Annotated in this window: 11 protein-coding genes; 5 read left to right on the top strand and 6 right to left on the bottom strand. The window is 72.4% G+C overall.

Annotation, left to right across the window (positions count from 1 at the left end):
* Nucleotides 1–59: 59 nt before the first annotated feature.
* Nucleotides 60–2,933: a leucine--tRNA ligase gene (gene leuS / locus ACIBI4_RS26115; RefSeq protein ID WP_399206475.1), complete on the bottom strand. Its 2,874-nt coding sequence runs from the start codon at nucleotides 2,931–2,933 to the stop codon at nucleotides 60–62.
* A gap of 387 nt (nucleotides 2,934–3,320) precedes the next feature.
* On the opposite strand from leuS, the gene ACIBI4_RS26110 reads away from it, so the two are divergent.
* Together ACIBI4_RS26110 and ACIBI4_RS26105 are read left to right on the top strand one after the other, a co-directional pair.
* Nucleotides 3,321–4,820, top strand: coding sequence for a hypothetical protein (locus ACIBI4_RS26110; RefSeq protein ID WP_399206474.1), 1,500 nt, complete (start codon nucleotides 3,321–3,323; stop codon nucleotides 4,818–4,820).
* Nucleotides 4,817–6,409: an NADH-ubiquinone oxidoreductase-F iron-sulfur binding region domain-containing protein gene (locus ACIBI4_RS26105; RefSeq protein WP_399206473.1), complete on the top strand. Its 1,593-nt coding sequence runs from the start codon at nucleotides 4,817–4,819 to the stop codon at nucleotides 6,407–6,409. Before ACIBI4_RS26110 ends, ACIBI4_RS26105 begins: the two co-directional genes overlap by 4 nt.
* A gap of 37 nt (nucleotides 6,410–6,446) precedes the next feature.
* On the opposite strand, the gene ACIBI4_RS26100 is transcribed toward ACIBI4_RS26105, so the two are convergent.
* Complete coding sequence (locus ACIBI4_RS26100) at nucleotides 6,447–7,649, bottom strand: sensor histidine kinase (protein ID WP_399206472.1); 1,203 nt, start codon at nucleotides 7,647–7,649, stop codon at nucleotides 6,447–6,449.
* Complete coding sequence (locus ACIBI4_RS26095; RefSeq protein WP_399206471.1) at nucleotides 7,640–8,302, bottom strand: response regulator transcription factor; 663 nt, start codon at nucleotides 8,300–8,302, stop codon at nucleotides 7,640–7,642. The genes ACIBI4_RS26100 and ACIBI4_RS26095 overlap by 10 nt, the downstream gene beginning before the upstream one ends.
* A 121-nt stretch (nucleotides 8,303–8,423) precedes the next feature.
* Here ACIBI4_RS26095 and ACIBI4_RS26090 point away from each other — a divergent pair, with 121 nt between their 5' ends.
* Genes ACIBI4_RS26090 through ACIBI4_RS26080 form a run of 3 tightly spaced genes read left to right on the top strand, consistent with a single transcriptional unit; the run spans nucleotide 8,424 to nucleotide 11,740 of the window.
* Nucleotides 8,424–9,650, top strand: a complete 1,227-nt coding sequence (locus ACIBI4_RS26090) for an ABC transporter permease (protein WP_399206470.1) — start codon at nucleotides 8,424–8,426, stop codon at nucleotides 9,648–9,650.
* 15 nt (nucleotides 9,651–9,665) lie between these two features.
* Nucleotides 9,666–11,054, top strand: coding sequence for an ABC transporter permease (locus ACIBI4_RS26085; protein WP_399206469.1), 1,389 nt, complete (start codon nucleotides 9,666–9,668; stop codon nucleotides 11,052–11,054).
* Nucleotides 11,055–11,056: 2 nt separating this feature from the next.
* Nucleotides 11,057–11,740: an ABC transporter ATP-binding protein gene (locus ACIBI4_RS26080; protein ID WP_399206468.1), complete on the top strand. Its 684-nt coding sequence runs from the start codon at nucleotides 11,057–11,059 to the stop codon at nucleotides 11,738–11,740.
* A 32-nt stretch (nucleotides 11,741–11,772) separates the two neighbouring features.
* Here the strand turns inward: ACIBI4_RS26080 and ACIBI4_RS26075 are convergent, their stop codons facing one another.
* The 3 genes from ACIBI4_RS26075 to ACIBI4_RS26065 all read right to left on the bottom strand — a co-directional run bounded on the left by ACIBI4_RS26075 (nucleotide 11,773) and on the right by ACIBI4_RS26065 (nucleotide 13,786).
* Entirely contained in the window at nucleotides 11,773–12,435 is a 663-nt protein-coding gene (locus ACIBI4_RS26075; RefSeq protein WP_399206467.1) for a hypothetical protein, read from the bottom strand.
* Nucleotides 12,436–12,515: 80 nt separating this feature from the next.
* Nucleotides 12,516–13,253, bottom strand: coding sequence for a rod shape-determining protein (locus tag ACIBI4_RS26070; protein ID WP_399206645.1), 738 nt, complete (start codon nucleotides 13,251–13,253; stop codon nucleotides 12,516–12,518).
* 161 nt (nucleotides 13,254–13,414) lie between these two features.
* Complete coding sequence (locus ACIBI4_RS26065; protein ID WP_399206466.1) at nucleotides 13,415–13,786, bottom strand: TraR/DksA family transcriptional regulator; 372 nt, start codon at nucleotides 13,784–13,786, stop codon at nucleotides 13,415–13,417.
* Between the last annotated feature and the right edge of the window lie 72 nt (nucleotides 13,787–13,858).

The following is a 13,858-nucleotide window of genomic DNA, read 5'->3' as shown; positions in this document are numbered from 1 at the left end:
GCAGAACCCCCAACCTGCCCGTAGGGGATATCCCTAAAACCGGAGGAAATCCGGATCAATCACGCCGGAACGATGTTCACCAGCTTCGGCGCCCGCACGATCACCTTGCGGATCCCGGCACCGCCCAGCGCGGCCACGACCTTCTCGTCCGCCAGCGCCAGCGTCTCCAGCTCGCTGTCGGAGATCGACGGGGCGACCTCCAGGCGCGCCTTGACCTTGCCCTTGATCTGGACGACGCAGGTCACCGTCTCGTCGACCACGTACGCGGGGTCGGCGACCGGGAACTCGGCGTACACGACGGAGGCGTCGTGGCCCAGCTTGCGCCACAGCTCCTCGCCGACGTGCGGGGCCAGCGGCGCGACCATGCGCACCAGCTGGTCCGCCACGGAACGCGAGACGGGCGCGCCGGTCTTCGTCAGGTGGTTGTTCAGCTCCGTGATCTTGGCGATCGCGGTGTTGAAGCGCAGGCCCTCCAGGTCCTGGCGGACCCCGTCGATGGCCTTGTGCAGGGCGCGCAGCGTGGCCTCGTCCGGCTCGGTGTCCACGACGGTCACGGCGCCCGTGTCCTCGTCGACCACATTGCGCCACAGGCGCTGCAGCAGCCGGAACTGGCCGACGACGGCACGCGTGTCCCAGGGGCGCGAGACGTCCAGGGGGCCCATCGCCATCTCGTACAGGCGCAGGGTGTCCGCACCGTATTCGGCGCAGATGTCTTCCGGAGTCACCGAGTTCTTCAGGGACTTGCCCATCTTGCCCAGCTCGCGCTTGACCTGCTCGCCCTCGTAGTAGAAGGCGCCGTCGCGCTCCTCGACCTCGGTGGCCGGCACCGGGAAACCGCGGTCGTCGCGGTACACGTACGCCTGGATCATGCCCTGGTTGAACAGCCGGTGGAACGGCTCGGCGGCCGAGACGTGGCCCAGGTCGAACAGGACCTTGGACCAGAACCGCGCGTACAGCAGGTGCAGGACGGCGTGCTCCTGGCCGCCCACGTACAGGTCCACGCCGCCGTGCGGCTTCGTGTCGCGCGGGCCCATCCAGTAGCGCTCGACGTCGGGGTCGACCAGCTGCTCGCTGTTGTGCGGGTCCAGGTAGCGCATCTCGTACCAGCACGAACCGGCCCAGTTGGGCATGGTGTTGGTCTCGCGGCGGTACGTCTTCACACCGGCGCCGTCGCCCAGGTCCAGCTGGACGTTGACCCACTCCTCGTTGCGCGACAGCGGCGTCTCCGGGGAGGTGTCGGCGTCGTCCGGGTCGAAGGTGCGCGGCGAGTAGTCCTCGACCTCGGGCAGCTCCAGGGGCAGCATCGACTCGGGCAGCGGGTGGGCGATGCCGTCCTCGTCGTAGACGATCGGGAAGGGCTCGCCCCAGTAGCGCTGGCGGCTGAACAGCCAGTCGCGCAGCCGGAAGTTGACGGTGCCCTCGCCGACCCCCTTGCTCTCCATCCACTCGGTGATCTTCGCCTTGGCCTCGACGACGCCCAGGCCGTCCAGCGAGATCTCGTCGTTCGAGGAGTTGATGATCTTCGCCTCGTACGAGCCGAACGCGTCCTCCCACGTGGAGGTGTCCGTGCCGCGGCCGTCGGTGGGCTCGACGATGCACTGGATGGGCAGCTCGAAGGCGCGGGCGAACTCGAAGTCGCGCTGGTCACCGGCCGGTACGGCCATGATCGCGCCGGTGCCGTAGCCCATCAGGACATAGTCGGCGATGAAGACGGGGACCTGCTCGCCGTTGACCGGGTTGGTCGCGTAGGCGCCGATGAAGACACCGGTCTTGTCCTTGGCCTCGGCCTGCCGCTCGACGTCGGACTTGGACGCGGCCTGCTTGCGGTACGCGGCGACGGCCTCGGCGGGCGTGGCGTGGCCGCCGGTCCACACGTCGTGGGTGCCCTCGGGCCAGGCGGCCGGCGTGAACTTCTCGACCAGCGGGTGCTCGGGGGCCAGCACCATGTAGGTGGCGCCGAACAGGGTGTCGGGGCGCGTGGTGAAGACGGTGATGCGCTCGCCGTCGATCGGGAAGTCGACGCGCGCGCCCTCGGAGCGGCCGATCCAGTTGCGCTGCTGCAGCTTGATCGCCTCGGGCCAGTCCAGCTGGTCCAGGTCGTCGATCAGCCGGTCCGCGTACGCGGTGATCCGCATGTTCCACTGGCGCAGCTTGGCCTTGAACACCGGGAAGTTGCCGCGCTCGGAGCGGCCGTCGGCGGTGACCTCTTCGTTGGCCAGGACGGTGCCCAGGCCCGGGCACCAGTTGACGGGCGCGTCGGAGGCGTAGGCCAGGCGGAAGCCGCTCAGGACGTCGGCGCGCTCGGCGGCGCTCAGCTCACCCCACGCGCGGTCGGTGCCGGGCACGGCGCGCGTGCCGGCCTCGAACTGCGCGACCAGCTCGGCGATCGGCCGGGCCTTGCCGGCCTCCGTGTCGTACCAGGAGTTGAAGATCTGCAGGAAGATCCACTGGGTCCACTTGTAGTAGTCCGGGTCGATCGTGGCGATCGAGCGGCGCTTGTCGTGGCCCAGGCCCAGCCGGCGCAGCTGGGACTTCATGTTCTCCATGGCCGCTTCGGTGGACACCCGCGGGTGCGTGCCGGTGGCGACGGCGTGCTGCTCGGCGGGCAGGCCGAAGGCGTCGAAGCCCAGGGTGTGCAACACGTTGAACCCGGTCATGCGGTGGTACCGGGCGTAGACGTCGGTCGCGATGTAGCCCAGCGGGTGACCGACGTGCAGGCCCGCACCCGAGGGGTACGGGAACATGTCCATGATGAACTTCTCGGGCCGCGCGGCGATCTCGGCGTCGCCGGCCAGTTCACCCTTGGGGTTGGGCGCCTCGTACGTGCCGTTCGCATCCCAGAAGTCCTGCCAGCGCGCCTCGATGTCCGCGGCCATGGCCGCGGTGTAGCGGTGCGGGGCTGCGACTTCGGCAGCCGAATTCGTCTCGCTCATGATCCTTAGGGCTCCATCGATCGTCTCTGCAGCGGTTTCATCTGGCTTCGGCTGCGACGTACAGCCGAAATGAAAAAACCCCTCGCACAGGAGGGGACGCCGCGCTGATGCCGGTCCACGAATCGTCAGTGGCCGGTACTGATCAGCGCGGCTCGCTAAGCAGAAGGCGTACGGCACGCATGGCGTCAGGGTACCGCAGGGCCCGTGGCGCCCGCACCGGGCTTCCGGACGACGTGGTTACTCGGCGTACCGGTCTCTATCAGGACAGCGGGACGAGACCCTCGCCACTAGATAACAACCTAATAACTCAAACCTCGTACCACCCGGTATGAGGCGACCTAGCATGCGGCAGCGGGACTCGCTTTCGAACCGTTCGGAGTCATCCCCATGAACCCTCTCACCCCCCATATGCGTGGAGCGTTTTCCGGCGCCGCACTGCTCCTGATACCCCTCGTCGTGGTCGTCGGCAGCGACGGATTCCGTGCCGCGCTCGACTTCACCACCGGCGTGCTCAGCCTCGTCTCCCTGACCTGCAGCATCGCGTGGGGCCTGGTCGCCTCCGACCGGCTCTTCCTCTCGCCCCGGCAGCGGCTGATCGCACAGGGCGTGCACCGGGCGACCGCCATGGCCGCGCTCGGCTTCCTGCTGCTGCACGGCACCGTGAAGCTGGTGCTCGGCCATGTGTCCGCGGTCGGCGCCCTGATCCCGTTCGGCCTCGGCGTGACCGGCACGGACGGTCTGATCGGCTTCGGCTCGCTCGCCGGACTGCTGATGATCACCACCGGTGTCACGGGCGTGCTGCGCAGCTCCTTCGCCTCCCCCGCCAGAATCGCCGGACGCTGGCGCGCCCTGCACATGCTGGCCTACCCCGCGTGGTGCGCGGCCCTGGTGCACGGCCTGTACGCAGGCCGTGCACCCAAGCCGTGGGTCCTGGCGCTGTACTGCCTGTGCCTGGCCGGCGTCACCGGCGCGCTCGCGCTGCGCGCGGCGCCGCTGCCGGTCAAGCGCAAGGTCGCTGCACGCGTCCTCGCCCTCCTCGACGCGCAGACAGCACCCGTGCGCGGTGAACCCGTCGGGACACCGCGCAGAGAAGGCCCGCTGCCCGGCATGGACGCGCTGCCGCCGTCCGCCGAACCCGCGGCTTCCCGCCCTCAACTCCCCTCCCAGCCACGACGGTTGCCTCCCGCGTACGAGGGGCCGCAACGCGTGGCGGCGGAGGAACCCCGCAGGTACGCGGAGGAGTCGCTCCTCGGCGAGGAGCGGTCCCGGGCCGGTGACAGCATGGCGGCCGCGTACCGCGCGGTCTCCACGGCGCCCGGCGCGCGCCCCGTCCCGCTCCCGGACACCGCGTTCCGGGACACCGGGCTCCCGGAGTTCCCCGAGGAGCACGGCGGCCGCTGGCCCACTCCGTCCCCGCCGCCGCCCGGCGAGGCGGCCCGTCCGCCCGTCGCCGCGCCGCAGTACGGGACCGGGCCCCAGCCCGTCGTGAACGGCGAGCCCGTCCCCGGCTCGTACGGCACGGGCCCGATCCCCGCTTACGACACCGAGGTGACCGCACCCTCCGTCCCCACCCCCGTCCCGAGCAGCGAGGCACCCTTCTACGTGACCAGTGACCCCTACGACACGGGCTCGATGCCGCCGTACGGCGTGGGCCCGATCTCTCCGTACGACACCGGCGTGGGCCCGATCTCTCCGTACGACACGGGCGCGGACCGGACGCCGCTGCACGAGGCGCCGACCGAGACGTTCGCGAGCCCGGTCACGGGCCCGGTGGTGAGCCCGCTCGCGAGCCCCGTTCCGAACCCTGTCGCGAGCCCCTTCGAGGCGCCCTCCGCGGGTGAGCCGTGGTCCGCACCCGGTGCGCCGTCGACGGGGGGCCGTCGTTGAGCGCACCCCTGCCCGACGTGCCCGAGGTGCGGGTCGTCGGACTGCCGCAGCTCACCTCGGGGTTCGACCTCGTGGAGCGGCTCGATCTTGCGATGCATCTGAAGGTGCACGGGCCGCTGGAACCGATGGGCGGCGAGCGGCTCGCGCAGCTCGCCGACGACGTGGTGCTGCGCGGGCGCGGCGGCGCTGGCTTCCCGTTCGCCCGCAAGCTGCGGGCCGTCGCCGACGCGGCGATCCGGCGGGGCGTCCGTCCGGTCGTCGTCGTCAACGGCAGCGAGGACGAACCGGCCTGCCGCAAGGACACCGTCCTGATCAACCGCGCGCCGCATCTGATCCTCGACGGCGCCCTGCTCGCCGCCGAGGCGCTCGGCGCCCGCACGCTCGTCGTGGGCGTGACCCGCGACTCGACCGAGGCGTCGATGACCACCGCGCTGGCGGAGCGCGGCCTGTCCAACCGCCGCGGCTCCGCCCTGCGCGCCCGCGTGCAGCGCAATCCGGAACGCATGGTCACCGGCGAGGCCTCGGCCCTGGTCCGGTCCGCGGACGGCGGGCCGGCGCTGCCGCCGGGCCGCAAGGTACGGGCCGCGGAGTCCGGGGTCGGCGGCGCGCCGACGCTCCTGTCCAACGCCGAGACCTTCGCCCAGCTCGCGGTCGCCGCCCGCATCGGCCCGTCGCGCTACCGCGGCACGGGCCTGTACGACGAGCCCGGCACCGTACTCCTGACGCTGTCCGGCGCCGTCGCGCGTCCCATGGTCATCGAGGTGCCGACCGGTGTCCCGCTGCGGTACGTGCTGCAGCTGGCCGGGGCGCCACCGCTCCCCCAGGGCGTGCTGACCGGCGGCTACCACGGCAGCTGGCTCGACGCGATCGCCGCGCATGACGCGGTGGTCTCGCGCGCGTCCCTCGAAGCGCTCGGCGGGGCGCTCGGTGCGGGTGCGGTGCTGCCGATCGGGCCGGAGACGTGCGCGCTCGGCGAAGGGCTCAGAGTCGCGCAGTGGCTGGCGGACGAGAGCTCGGGCCAGTGCGGTCCGTGCCGGCTCGGCCTGCCCGCGGCGGCCGGCGGACTCGCGGACGTCCTCAACGGCGGCGGTCCCGCGGCGCTCGAAGCGCTGCGGGAGATCACCCGCGCGGTGAAGGGCCGCGGGGCGTGCAAGCACCCGGACGGTTCGGCGCGCTTCATCGCGTCCACGCTCTCGGCGTTCAAGGACGACCTCGCGATGCACGTCCTGAGCGGCGGCTGCGGCCGCGAGACCCGCGGCGTGCTGCCGCTGCCGCGCCCCGGCCAGGTCGACGCCGGAACACCGAGCGGTGAACGGCTCGTCGTGGACTGGACGTTGTGCCAGGGCCACGGCCTGTGCGCGGACGTCGTCCCCGAGCTGATCACGCTCGGCCCCGACGGCTTCCCCACGGTCGCCGACGCGGGCGTCCCGCTGGCCCTGCGCGGCCGCGCCCAGCGCGCGGTCCGCCGCTGCCCCGCGCTGGCGCTGCGCCTGGAACGCTCCGAGGCACGGCCCGCCTCACCACCGTCCCCGCGTGCTGCTCTTCCCAGTGCTCCGGGGCGCAGAGCGTTGGAGAGCGGCTGGAGTTGAGTCCGGGCAACCCGAGGCCCGTACCGCGAACGAAGCCTCAGCCCTCGAACACGACAGCGATCCGGAGACCGCCCCCGGCGCGCGCCGACGCCTCGGTCCGCGCGCCGTGGGCGTCGGCGATCGAGCGGACGATGGAGAGACCGAGGCCGTGACCGCTCGTGTGGGTCATCCGGTCCTGGGCCAGGCGCCGGAACGGTTCGAAGAGGTCGTCCACGCGGTCCGCGGGTACCTGCGGACCGGTGTTGGCGACGGTCAGCGACCGGCCGTCGAGCGTGACGTCCACACTGCCGCCCGCGTGGTTGTAGCGGATCGCGTTGCCGAGCAGGTTGGTGAGGAGGTGGCGCAGCAGCACCGGGTCGCCGGGCACGACGAGCGGCGGGCCCGTGACCGTCACGGTGATGTTCTTCTCGCGCGCGGGGGCGGCCAGTTCGGCGGCCGCCTGCCGGGCGAGGTCCGCGAGGTCGACGGGTGCGGTGTCCTCCAGGCCGCGGTCGCTGCGGGCGAGCAGGAGCAGGGCCGCGATCAGCTTCTCCGCGTCCCGGTTGGCGGCGAGCAGATCGTCCCGTACCTCCTCCAGACCCTCCGGGAGCGGGTCGGCGAGACCTACTTCGAGGCTCGTGCGCTGCACGGCGAGCGGGGTGCGCAGCTCGTGCGAGGCGTTGGCGACGAAGCGGCGCTGACTGTCGAAGGCCTTCTCCAGGCGGTCCAGCATGGTGTCGAAGGTGTCGGCGAGGCGGTGCAGTTCGTCGTCGGGGCCGGTCAGGGCGAGCCGTTCGTGCAGGTTCTGGTCGCTGATCCGGCGGGCGGACTCGGTCATCGCGGTGATCGGCCGCAGCGCACGCCCGGCCAGCCACCAGCCGAGCAGGCCCGCGAGCAGCGCCATGACGAGCAGACCGACCGCCGACCACAGCAGCATCTGCTGGAGTGCGGCGTCCTGCACGGCCTGGACGGTCTGCTCGGTCTTGCGGATCGCGATGCCGTCACCGGTGGCCGGGCCCCAGGGCGCCGTCGTGGCCCCCTGATCCGTCGGCCGCGGCCGGCCGGTGACCGGGCCGTCCATCGGCAGGATCTCCATGCCCTGCACCTTCTGCGCGGTGCCGTACCGGGCGAGCAGCACCACGAAGGCCAGGAGCGCGATCCCGGCCAGGAGGAACAGGCCGCCGAAGGCGACGGCGAGCCGCGCGCGGAAGGGGAGGCGGCGCAGGGTCAGGTGCCGGAACGGTCCGCGGGTCAGCCGCACAGCCGGTAGCCCTGTCCGGTGTCGGTGAGGATCAGACCGGGGTCGCCGAGCTTGCCGCGCAGCCGGCTGATGGTGGCGCGGACCGCGGTGGTGCGCGGGTCGAGGTGCTCGTCCCAGACGGTCCGTACGAGCTCGTCGTGCGCCACCGCGTCGCCGCCCGCCTCCATGAGGAGTTGCAGCACGGCGAACTCCTTGGGGGTCAGCTCCACGGTCCGCCCGCGCGCGGTCACCTCGCGCCGGTCGCGGTCGAGGGTGATGCCCGCGTGCCGCAGCACGTCCGGCGGCGGTTTGGGGACGCGGCGGCCGAGGGCGCGGATCCGGGCGACCAGCTCGGCGAAGTCGAAGGGCTTGGCCAAGTAGTCGTCGGCGCCGAGCCGTTCGAGCCCGTACACCTTGTCCTCCAGGGCGGCCGCCGAGGTCAGCATGAGGATGCGCGGCGGGTCGACGAGCTCCCGCAGCTTCCGGCAGACCTCGTCCCCGGTCATCACCGGCAGGTCCCGGTCGAGTACGAGGACGTCGTACTCGGTCAGCAGACACATCCGCTCGGCCTCGTCACCGGACCCGGCAACATCCACGGCCATGGCCTGCCGCCGCAGCCCGGCCGCGATCGTACGGGCGAGCACACGATGATCTTCGGCCACGAGAACCCTCATGTGCTCATGCAAGCAAGGGGGACGTTGCAGAGATATAAGCGGCTGGGCCATTCAGCCCGCCCTTATCCCTCCGTAACACCGCTTACGCCCCTGCAAACCCGCCCCTGGTCTGCTCGGGGCCATGAACTTCGTGAAACGGGCCGGGCTCAGTCTGGTGGCCCGCAAAGGGAAGACCGTGCTGATGCTCGGGGTCTTTCTCGTCGTGTGTGTGCTGCTGCTCGGCGGGTTTCTGCTGCAGGGCGCCATGGCCCGGCAGGAGGCGGCGGCGCAGCGGCTGATCGGGGTCGACGCCACCGTGCGCGCGGACGGTCTGACCGCCGCGCAGGCCGAACGGCTGGCCCGCACCCCGGGCGTCCAGCGCCACAACCCGCTGCTGCGGGGCGGCGCGCGTCTGCCGGACCGCAGGCTCGTCGAGTCCGGCGCACCGCGCCCGCCGGACAGCCGTCCGCAGCGGGACGGGCCGCGGCTTGTCGGGCTGCGGGACTCCGAGATGCTGCTCGACTTCGCCACCGGCCACAGCAAGGTCGTCGACGGACGGCCGCTCACACCGAGGGACACCGGCCGCAAGGTGGTGCTGATCAGTGAGCAACTGGCCGAGCTGAACGGCCTGTCCACCGGCGACCGCCTCACCCTGACCTCACCGGACGGAAAGCAGCGCGGGGCGTACGACGTCGTCGGCGTCTACCGCGACGACCGGGCCCGTATCCCCGACGCGTGGGTCGAGCCGTCCGAGATCGCGGCCAACCAGATCTACGCCCCGCTCGGCACCCTGCACCTGGACGGTCCGCTCGACGAGGCCGTCTTCAAGCTGGGCTCGCCCGAGCAGTCCGAACGGCTGCACGCGGCGGCCCGGCGGCTCCTGGGCGACGCCGGCTTCCGTTTCGACGTCAACGACAAGGCGTACCGCGACCAGGTCCAGCCGCTGCGACGCGTCGGTGCCTTCGCCGGTGCGCTGGTCCGGCTGATCGCCGGCGCGGGCACGGTGATCCTCGGCCTGATCGTCTCGCTCACGATCCGCGAACGCCGCGACGAGCTGGGGATGCTCCTGTCCCTGGGCGAGAAGAAGTGGAAGCTCGTCGGCCAGCACACGGTCGAGGCCGTCGCGGTCGCCCTTCCCGCGCTCGCGCTCGCCGCACTGGCCGGGACCGCGCTCGCCGGACCCGTATCGACGTATCTGCCGGGCCATACGGCGAACGCGCTGCTGCCACCCGCCGAGCTGCACCTCCGGGCAGCCGACCTCGGCCGGACCGCCGCGCTCGGGCTCGGCATCGCGCTGGTGGCCACGGCGGTCCCCGGCCTCGGCATCCTCCGCCTGCACCCCCGCTCGATCCTCACCGACACCGACTAGCCCGGAGAACCCCCTGTGAACTCCCTCAACTCCCTCAACTTCCTCAAACGCGCGGCCCTGAGCCTGTGGTCCCGCAGGACGAGAACCCTCACCACCTTCGGCGCCTTCGTCGTCATCTCCGTGATGGTGCTCGCGGGCGTGCTCATCAAGGACGCCACCGCCCGGGCCGCGGAGGCCGCGCAGCGGAAGATCGGCGCGGAGGTCACCCTCGGCGTCGACATGGACGCGCTCGCGTCGTCCGGACAGCTCCAGGCACCTCGCATAGGTACGGAGGTCATCGACCGGATCGGCCGGTCGCCACTGGTCGAGAAGTACACGTACCAATCGTTCAACGGCACGTCATTGCAAGGCGGCCTGAAGCTGCCCGGCACCCCGCTGTATCCCGAAGTACCGACCTCCACGCTGGCGTTCGGTGTACGGGACTCCTCGTTGCATCCGGACTTCGCGAGCGGCAAGTGGAAGCTCCTGTCAGGGAAGCCGGTCACCGCGGCGGACGAGAACAAGAAGGCCGTCCTCATCGAGGAACGTCTGGCCCGCAAGAACAAGCTCAAGGCCGGCGACACGATCACGCTCGGCGAGAACGACCCCGAGGGCAGGCGGACCGCCGAGTTCACCGTCCAGGGGATCTACCGCGACCCGTCGTCCGAGCCCGACCCCGAGTTCCAACTCGACCCGGGCAACCGCCTGTTCGTCACCCCGGGCGCCCTCGCGGCCCTGAACGGCGAGAAGAGCACGACGGTCGGCTCGGCCACGTTCCGGCTCAAGGACCCCGCCACGTACGAGCAGTTCGAGAAGGAGGCGGAAGACGCGGCGGGTGCCGCGTTCAAGGGCTTCGAGCTCGGCATCAACGACAAGGCGCTGCGCCAGATGACCGGCCCGCTCTCCTCGGTCTCCGGCACGGCGACCGCCGCGATGTGGCTGATCGGCGTCGCGGGCGCCGCGGTCCTCGCCCTGCTCGCGACGCTCGCGGTCAAGCAGCGCCGTACCGAGTTCGGTGTGCTGCTCTCGCTCGGTGAGCGCAAGGGGAAGCTGATCGCGCAACAGGCGGCGGAGACCCTCGTGGTGGCGGTGCTGGCGATCGGCCTCAGCTCGCTGTTCGCGCAGAGTCTGACCGAGCGGGCCGGTAACGCGCTCGTACGGGACGAGGCGAGCGCGGCGCAGCAGAAGCTGGACTCCTGGAAGCCGCCGCCGCCCGGCTCCACCGGCCTCGACCAGGGCATCGAACCCGGCGACGAGCCCGTCGCGGGCGCCGACCCGATCGACCGGATCACCGTACGGCTCGACGACGGCGCCCTCGCCACCGTCGCGGGCATCGGCCTCGCCATCGGTCTGCTCGCCACCGCTCTGCCCGCCGCCTCCGTTCTGCGGCTCTCTCCCCGCTCCATCCTGTCGAAGGGCAAGTGACCATGACCGCGACCACCCCGCCCGCCCTGGAACTCACCGGGATCGGCCATACGTACACCGGGCAGCGCCGCCGCACGACGGTGCTCAAGCAGATCGACTACCGCTTCGAACGCGGCGTCTTCTACACGATCCTGGGCCCCTCCGGCAGCGGGAAGACCACGCTCCTGTCGCTGGCCTCCGGCCTCGACGCGCCCACCACGGGCCGGATCGCCTTCGACGGCGTGGACCTGACGTCCATCGGCCTGGGCCGCTACCGCAACCGGCACGCGGCCACGATCTTCCAGCAGTACAACCTGCTCACCTATATGAACGCGGTGCAGAACGTCACCACCGCCATGGAGATCACCGGCGTACGCACCCGCCACAAGAAGGCGCGTGCCCTGGAGATCCTGGAGCGCCTCGGGATCGACCGGCAGCACGCCACCCGCAAGGTCCTGCAGCTCTCCGGCGGCCAGCAGCAGCGCGTCGCCATCGCCCGCGCGCTCGCCTGCGACGTGGACCTCCTCTTCGCGGACGAACCGACCGGCAACCTCGACGAGGACACCGCCGAGGGCATCATCCGTATCTTCCGCGAACTGGCCCACGAGCAGAACAAGTGCGTCGTGGTCGTCACGCACTCCCAGCAGCTGGCGTCGCGCTCGGACCGTACGCTCCGGTTGCGCCGCGGGAAGATCAGCTCCGACTGAGAGGCTGTTGGCAAACCCCGGCTGGGGCCGTCCTACGGCGAGATGCTCCACCGCGGCGCCGTCTCCGCCCAGGCTGCCTCCCATGCCCGGAGGTTGCGGCGTCGGATGCCGCGGCGCACGAGGCCGTACGCGGCGGCCGCGGTGAGCGGGACGGCGAGGGCGGCGATGATCGCCCAGCCCAGGGAGCGGCTGCGGATCTCGGCGGCGTTCAAGGGGTGTGCGGTGAGTGTTCCGTCCGCGGCGGTCCAGACGCGGACGGTGCTGCCCTCGGGCCGCCCCGGCGGCACCTCGGCCGTGGCCGTACGGGTGCGGCCCTGGGGGTCGGTGAAGCGGACCGCGACCGGGTAGCGGGCGTGTTCGGCCTCGGCGGAGCCGGGTTCGGGATGGCGTCGCGCGTCCTCGACGAGGACGGCGGTGGTGTACCGGCCGCCCATGGCCTGGATCCGCGCGGTCCGCGTGTAGTGGTCGTGCGCGGTGTCCGCCGCCAGGAGCACGGCGGACGGGGTGACCGCCGCCGCGGCCAGCACCAGGGCCGACCCGATCCACGCCTGCACCCGGTCGCTGCGGCGGCGCAGGGGGTTACCGCGCTTGCCGCACGCGCTGCCCACGCCACCCGCACCGCCGAGCCGCCGCCACCACCTCCGCAGGCGCCCCGGCTCACGGGACGTCGGGGGTGGCGGGATGTGGGCGGGCATGGGTCGTCCTCCTTACGGATGTGGGGAGGGAGGGCAGAGGGCGGGCATCGGCGGGCGTACGGGTACAGCGGAGCCGCGCCCTAGTGCGGATGCGCTCCCGCGCGAAGGGGTCCCGCGACACAGGGATGCGCGTGCGCGGACGCCAGGAGCTGCGCCGCGCCCCGTACGGCCGCGGTGTGCGGGGCCGGGACCACCCTCGGCGGCGCGTGCAGAAGGCCGTCGAACGGGCGGATGATCTCGGGGCGCAGGGCGCCGCCGCCGGCCAGGAGGACACCGCGGTGCAGCGCGTCGAGCGTGAGCGGGCTGCGGTCCTGGCGGAGCATCGCGGTCAGCATCTCGGCCACCGCCTCGGCGATCCGCCCGGGCGGGGTGGCGGCGTCCAGGTCCCCGGTGCCCAGGGGCGTACGGCGGGCGTCGACGATCGCGCCGTCGCCGAGCAGGACCGCCTCCGTGAGCTGCGCGCCGAGGTCCACGACCATCAGCGGCCGGGACAGGTCGGCGCCCGCGGCCACGGCGACGGCCCGCGCTGCGGGCACCGTCAGGACGCTGCGCGGCCGCAGCACGTCGAGGGCGGTGCGGATGTGGGCGCGGAAGGCGACACCGTCCAGGACCGGGGTCGTGACGATGACCATCGGGCGTACGCCGCGCGGCACCCGCGGCGTCAGGACCTGCTCCAGCATCCGGGCGCACGCGGGCGGGTCGACGATGGTGCCGCGCCGGACCGGCTGCGCGGCACCGGCGACGGTGGGTACGTCGAGCACCGCACCCGTTCCGGAGAGCCAGGCGCGGGTGCGCGCGCTGCCGGGGTCGAGCGCGATGCCGAAGCAGGTGGGGCACGCGGGCCAGTTCCGGTGCGACGCGGCGTCCGAAGCCGCGTACGGCCCGGCGGTGGTTGCCGCGTCCGGCCTCGCGGTGGTTCCCGCGGTGGTTCCCCCGGCGGTTCCCGTATACGGCCCGCCCCCGGACCGGCTGCGGCCGCTCACGAAGCCGCCCTCCCGACCCGCTGGCAGCGCCCGCAGTAGCGGGCCTGCGGCACGATCGCGAGGCGGTCCCGGTCGATCCCGCGCCCGCACAGGTGGCAGGCACCGTACGTGCCGTCGTCCATGCGCGCCAGGGCGGCCTCGACATCGGCGAGGACCATGCGCGCGGACGCGGCGAGCCGGACATGCACCTCCGCCTGCCCGGCCGTCTCCTGCCGCCCTTCGTCGCTGCGGGAGGCGAACGGCCCGGCGAGCTGCCGCAGTTGCTCGCGGCGGAACAGCCGCTGCTCCAGGAGGTTCTCGCGCAGCCGCGCGAGGTCGTCGGCGGCGAGGCGGGCCGTGGCCCGGTGGATGATCTGCTGGTTCACCACTTCACCCCTCAAGGCAGGGCGTCGGACGGTCGGTACGAAGGCCGGCCGGTACGCGGCCGGATGCGGCTGCGT

Origin of the sequence: Streptomyces sp. NPDC050418 (assembly GCF_044458745.1) — a bacterium.
Lineage (GTDB): Bacteria > Actinomycetota > Actinomycetes > Streptomycetales > Streptomycetaceae > Streptomyces.
This window is presented reverse-complemented; position numbering and strand designations above follow the sequence as displayed.

Bases quoted from the DNA above. Each gene is read 5' to 3' on its own strand.
- leuS (WP_399206475.1), bottom strand. From the start codon at position 2,933: ATGAGCGAGACGAATTCGGCTGCCGAAGTCGCAGCCCCGCACCGCTAC.
- ACIBI4_RS26110 (WP_399206474.1), top strand. From the start codon at position 3,321: ATGAACCCTCTCACCCCCCATATGCGTGGAGCGTTTTCCGGCGCCGCA.
- ACIBI4_RS26095 (WP_399206471.1), bottom strand. From the start codon at position 8,302: ATGAGGGTTCTCGTGGCCGAAGATCATCGTGTGCTCGCCCGTACGATC.
- ACIBI4_RS26090 (WP_399206470.1), top strand. From the start codon at position 8,424: ATGAACTTCGTGAAACGGGCCGGGCTCAGTCTGGTGGCCCGCAAAGGG.
- ACIBI4_RS26080 (WP_399206468.1), top strand. From the start codon at position 11,057: ATGACCGCGACCACCCCGCCCGCCCTGGAACTCACCGGGATCGGCCAT.
- ACIBI4_RS26075 (WP_399206467.1), bottom strand. From the start codon at position 12,435: ATGCCCGCCCACATCCCGCCACCCCCGACGTCCCGTGAGCCGGGGCGC.